At 54.0% G+C, this 4,719-nt stretch carries 2 protein-coding genes and 1 pseudogene; 2 read left to right on the plus strand and 1 reads right to left on the minus strand.

Translation table 11 applies throughout. The features are described 5' to 3' along the window. Nucleotides 1–265: 265 nt before the first annotated feature. Nucleotides 266–2,587, plus strand: a complete 2,322-nt coding sequence (locus DK261_RS08660; RefSeq protein WP_110175580.1) for an ATP-dependent endonuclease — start codon at nt 266–268, stop codon at nt 2,585–2,587. Next, entirely contained in the window at nt 2,584–4,482 is a 1,899-nt protein-coding gene (locus tag DK261_RS08665; RefSeq protein ID WP_110175581.1) for a UvrD-helicase domain-containing protein, read from the plus strand. The genes DK261_RS08660 and DK261_RS08665 overlap by 4 nt, the downstream gene beginning before the upstream one ends. 97 nt (nt 4,483–4,579) lie before the next feature. Here DK261_RS08665 and DK261_RS08670 read toward each other — a convergent pair. Next, nucleotides 4,580–4,719, minus strand: a pseudogene (locus tag DK261_RS08670) (IS30 family transposase); the annotation flags it as partial.

The following is a 4,719-nucleotide window of genomic DNA, read 5'->3' on the forward strand; positions in this document are numbered from 1 at the left end:
TGCTGGAGAGAGTCGCCTTTCTGCCAGTGATCCCACATCAGTTTCTTCTGGCTTTCGGTGTAATAGATCCGAGGTCTCTGCTTCATCTGCAACACTCCTTCTGCTTACACAGAATTTAGTTGTGTTGCATCGACCGGTTGAATCCACAGCCAGAAGTGGACATTGGTCAGAGGGCCTGTGCACCCAACTAAATTACCTGGCGTGTCTAGGAACGTGGAAGCGACTCATTCAGTGTTAAAAAACTATCTTCAGGGGTCTGAGTGATATGCATATTGAGACCGTTTGGGTACGTAATTTCCGTCGTCTGAAGGACACTCGCATTGATCTGGCGTCCGATATTTCAATATTTGTCGGGGCCAACAACAGCGGTAAAACATCTGCGGCGCACGCTTTGCAGCTTTTTACCTCAGCTTCGAAGGATCGATTTACCCTCCATGATTTCAGCTCAGAATGCTGGGATGCCATCAACGCTTTCGGAGAAGGGGCGGACGGAGTCGAACTGCCAACCATCTCCCTCGACATCTGGTTTCGCGTCACGCCAGCCGATCTGCATCGAGTTGTAGATCTGCTACCTAGCCTAGAGTGGCAAGGTGCCCGGGTTGGTATTCGAGTGGAACTCGCAGCAACAGATGCCGGCCTGCTGAGAAGCAGTTTCCAAGAAGCACGGGCCGGCGCGCGGCGTGCTCAGTTGCAGCCAGTAGGGGAAGGCGTGGCATCAGCCATTGCGCAAGACGGGTACAACCCGCGACCGCGTGACCTTTGTGACTTCATTGCAGACACCGTGGGTGACAGGCTAAGGCGTGATTTCGAATTGCGGTACTACATACTCGATAGCGCCGGATTTGACGCTGGTTTTAAACAGTTTGATGGTTACGTGCCTCTACGCCTGCTTCCTGATAAGGGTCGTAGCGGCAGGGATGTACTGGGTAGCTTGGTAAAGGTCGACTGTTTGCATGCCCAGCGTCACCTGTCCGACTCCAATGCTGGATCTCGATCCGAAGATCTCTCCCGTTGTTTGAGTCGTTTCTATGAACGGAACCTTGAGAAGCGCGGCGAGGACTATGACGCTCAGCGCGCACTATACCAGTCCGAGAGTCTGCTGAATGACCATCTGGAACGTGTCTTCGGTCCCACTTTGGAGCGTTTGGCCGATCTGGGATATCCCGGGGTCAATAATCCTCGGCTGCTGATCAAGACTGCATTGAACCCTGCGACCATTCTGAGTAGCCATGAAGGGGCACGTGTTCACTACGCGCTCGGCGCTCTCGGAGCAGCAGAGGTCACGGCAACCTTGCCTGATAGGTACAACGGCCTCGGTTTCAAGAACCTGATTTATATGGTTGTTGAACTGCTCGATGTTCATGGTCGATGGTTGGACATTGAGGAAAGCCGCCCACCGCTCCACCTGATCTTCATAGAAGAGCCGGAGGCGCATCTCCATGCTCAGTTGCAGCAGGTATTCATTCGGAAGGTGTTAGACATCCTTGCCGTGCCCGAGGAAGACGCCCCATATTGCACCAGCCAGCTTGTAGTCTCGACGCACTCGCCTCACGTCCTTTACGAACGAGGCTTTAAACCCATACGGTATTTTCGGCGAGTAGCGGATGCCGGCATACAGCAATCTCAAGTGCTCAGCATGACAGCTTTTTATGAGGCGGCCGTAGATCCTAGCGACCCAAATGACCGCACTAGGGATTTTCTTGAGCGATACCTTAGGCTAACGCACTGCGACCTGTTCTTCGCTGATGCGGCCATTTTGGTTGAAGGGAACGTCGAGCGGCTACTGATGCCGCAAATGATTGCTAAAGCTGCACCTCGACTTCAGTCGAATTATTTGAGCGTTTTAGAAGTGGGTGGCGCGTTCGGCCATCGATTCAAAGGCCTCATTGATTTCTTGGGGCTCACTTCTCTGATCGTGACCGACATTGACAGTGTTTCGCCGCCCGCAGCGGGCGCTTTGCACGCAAACGGCGAGGTGCCGGTTGATGAGGATCCAGCGGATGCAGAGCCTGACGACAATGAGGAAGCTGAGGAGGCTGAAGCGAGACGTACAGGGCGCAAGGCGTGCATGGTTCATGAAGCTGGAGCTCTTACTTCAAACCAGATGTTGATCAAGTGGCTGCCTGGGCACACCACGATTGACGATCTGCTGGCTGCGACTGCCGAACAGCGCACTCAACTCCGAAACGAAGAAGGCGGCGCCCTTGTGCGCGTTGCTTACCAGACACCAGTAGAGGTGGTGTGGGGCGGAGCGACTCAAGTGAGGACAGGTAGGACGTTGGAGGAAGCGTTCGCACTGCAAAATCTAACCTGGACGCAGCACCTGGACCGCAAGGATCTTGGCCTACGCATCAAGGGCTCCAACAATCTGGAAATCGAAGGTATTGCGGAGCGCCTCTACCGTAAGGTCAAAAGCTCAAGTTTTCGTAAAACTGATTTCGCTCTCGGGCTGCTGGCTCAAGAGCCGTCGGCATGGGTGGTGCCGAATTACATTTCGGACGGTCTTCGGTGGTTAGAAAGTCTGGTCGCCCCGCCACCGCCCGTAATAGCAGCGGCGGAGGAGCCTCACAACGGAGGTGAGGTATGACTGCGCGTATCGGTCAACCAGATACTCAAGCAGATATCGAACTGCGAATGTGCTTGGACCAGCGCCCCCAACGCAGCTTTGTCATGGTTGCCGGCGCGGGTTCTGGGAAGACGACGTCGCTGGTAAAAGCCCTTGCGCACCTCGGCCAGACGCGAAGACTAAAACTCAACGTGCGTGGTCAGAGAGTCGCTTGCATTACCTACACTGAAGTAGCGGTCAAGGAAATCTGGGGTGACGTAGGTAACGATCCGCTGTTCCACGTGTCGACGATTCATAGTTTTCTGTGGACGGTAATTAGGCCATTCCAAGTAAATTTGAAGGCTTGGGTCATCGCAAGGATCCACGAGAAAATCGCCGAGGCGCAACAACATCATGACAAGCCTAGGACTCGGGCAGCAACTCGTGAGCGGCTCGTGAAAGATATCGCGCGTTACCAACGTCACCTTGAGGCCGTAAGGCATTTGACTCATTTTAACTACGGCGCGGGAAGCGATTTCGGACGAGGTGTACTCGGGCACTTCGACGTTATTTCGGCGGCGGTCGAGCTAATCGAGCAGAGCCAGTTGCTTCGTGATGTCATCGCCAGCAGGTATCCAGTCCTCTTCATTGATGAAAGCCAAGATACGCGTCCGGAAGTAGTGGCTGCATTTAGAAGGATTGCCGAGACGACTCCTGTGGAGTTCTGCCTTGGATTTTTTGGCGATCCCATGCAAAAAATCTACCTTGACGGTGTTGGAGTCATCGAGACGGCCACAGGCTGGGAGCAAATCACCAAGCCCGAAAACTTCAGGTGTCCGCAACGAGTGCTCCAAGTAGTGAATGCTATCCGGGAGCCCGATGACGGTTTGTGTCAAACACGAGGCCGGATGAACTGGGTTGACGGCAATCCTGAACCTGTCATGGGATCTGCACGCTTCTTCCTACTGAGAGCGGATGACCATCGCTCAGTGAAGCTAGACAAAGTTCGTGAATGGATGCGGCGTGCGAACGAAGACGATCATTGGGTGAGTGATGACTCTGCCGCTGACTTCCGGGTGTTGGTGGTCGTGCATCGGATGGCAGCGGCGAGGCTCGGCTTTCCTAATCTTTACGCTGCTTTGAATGACAACGAAGCACCACCGTCCATCAAGGAGGGTCTCAAGGACGGCACCGCATGGCCACTGCGGCCGTTTCTGAGTTACTTGCTACCCTTGGCAATTGCGGTTTCAGAAAACCGAAAGCTTGACGTCATGACTTTCCTGCGTTCGGAATGTCCGTTACTACAGCCAACGGCTCTCGTCGGTGGCGATCCGGTAGCGGTGCTTCGGGCATTGCAAGTATCCACAACAGAGTTGGCCAGACTCATTTTTTCGAGCGATGCATTAATGCAGGACGTGCTCGTTCACTCCCAGGCAGCAGGTCTGCTGCAGCTGGACGAAGCGTGGGAAAAATACTTGGGCCCAGACCGCGCAGCCGACGATGATGATCCTGAGATCCCTGCAGTGTCGGCTTTCCTACGTTGCGGTGTCGGTGAATTGGCTGGCTATCGTCACTACCTCGAAGATCTTTCACCGTTTGCGACCCAGCAGGGAGTGAAAGGGGCGGAATTTGAACGAGTTTTGGTGCTCATAGATGACGAAGAAGGCAGGGGGCAAAGGCAGTTCTCCTACGAAAAGTACTTCGGCATTGTGGAGCCCTCAGATACTGATATGGAAAACTTTGCGCAGGGCAAGGATAGCGTGATGGATCGCACCAGAAGGCTTTTCTACGTGTGTTGTTCCCGAGCGACTAGGGATCTCGCTGTCGTCATGTTCGTGCAGGACATCGAAAATGCTCGAGAAAAAATCGCCGAGACCGGAATCTTCGAGTCTGGCGACATTGTGGATGAGTATGCTTTGGAAGCCGCTCTAACTTAGCTCTGGATTGTTTCCGCGTTCATTGCCTGTGCCTTTCATGACTGAACGGCATCGGTAGACTGCCGCTTACGGCGACTGACTCATGTCGACTGTGGATTCAACCGGTCGATGCAACAGATTGGCTAAATCGTTCAGCGGGCGTTTCGTAGTTTAGTGTTTTCCGAGGACGACTGTTCAACTGCCTTGCCACTTCATTGAGCGTGGCTTGCGAGTGCTCCGCCAGGTCGGTCCCTTTCG

The organism is Pseudomonas sp. RW409 (assembly GCF_003184125.1).
Lineage (GTDB): Bacteria > Pseudomonadota > Gammaproteobacteria > Pseudomonadales > Pseudomonadaceae > Aquipseudomonas > Aquipseudomonas chlororaphis_I.

Excerpts from the sequence above, each read along its gene's own strand:
- DK261_RS08660 (WP_110175580.1), top strand. The coding sequence starts at position 266 with ATGCATATTGAGACCGTTTGGGTACGTAATTTCCGTCGTCTGAAGGAC.
- DK261_RS08665 (WP_110175581.1), top strand. The coding sequence starts at position 2,584 with ATGACTGCGCGTATCGGTCAACCAGATACTCAAGCAGATATCGAACTG.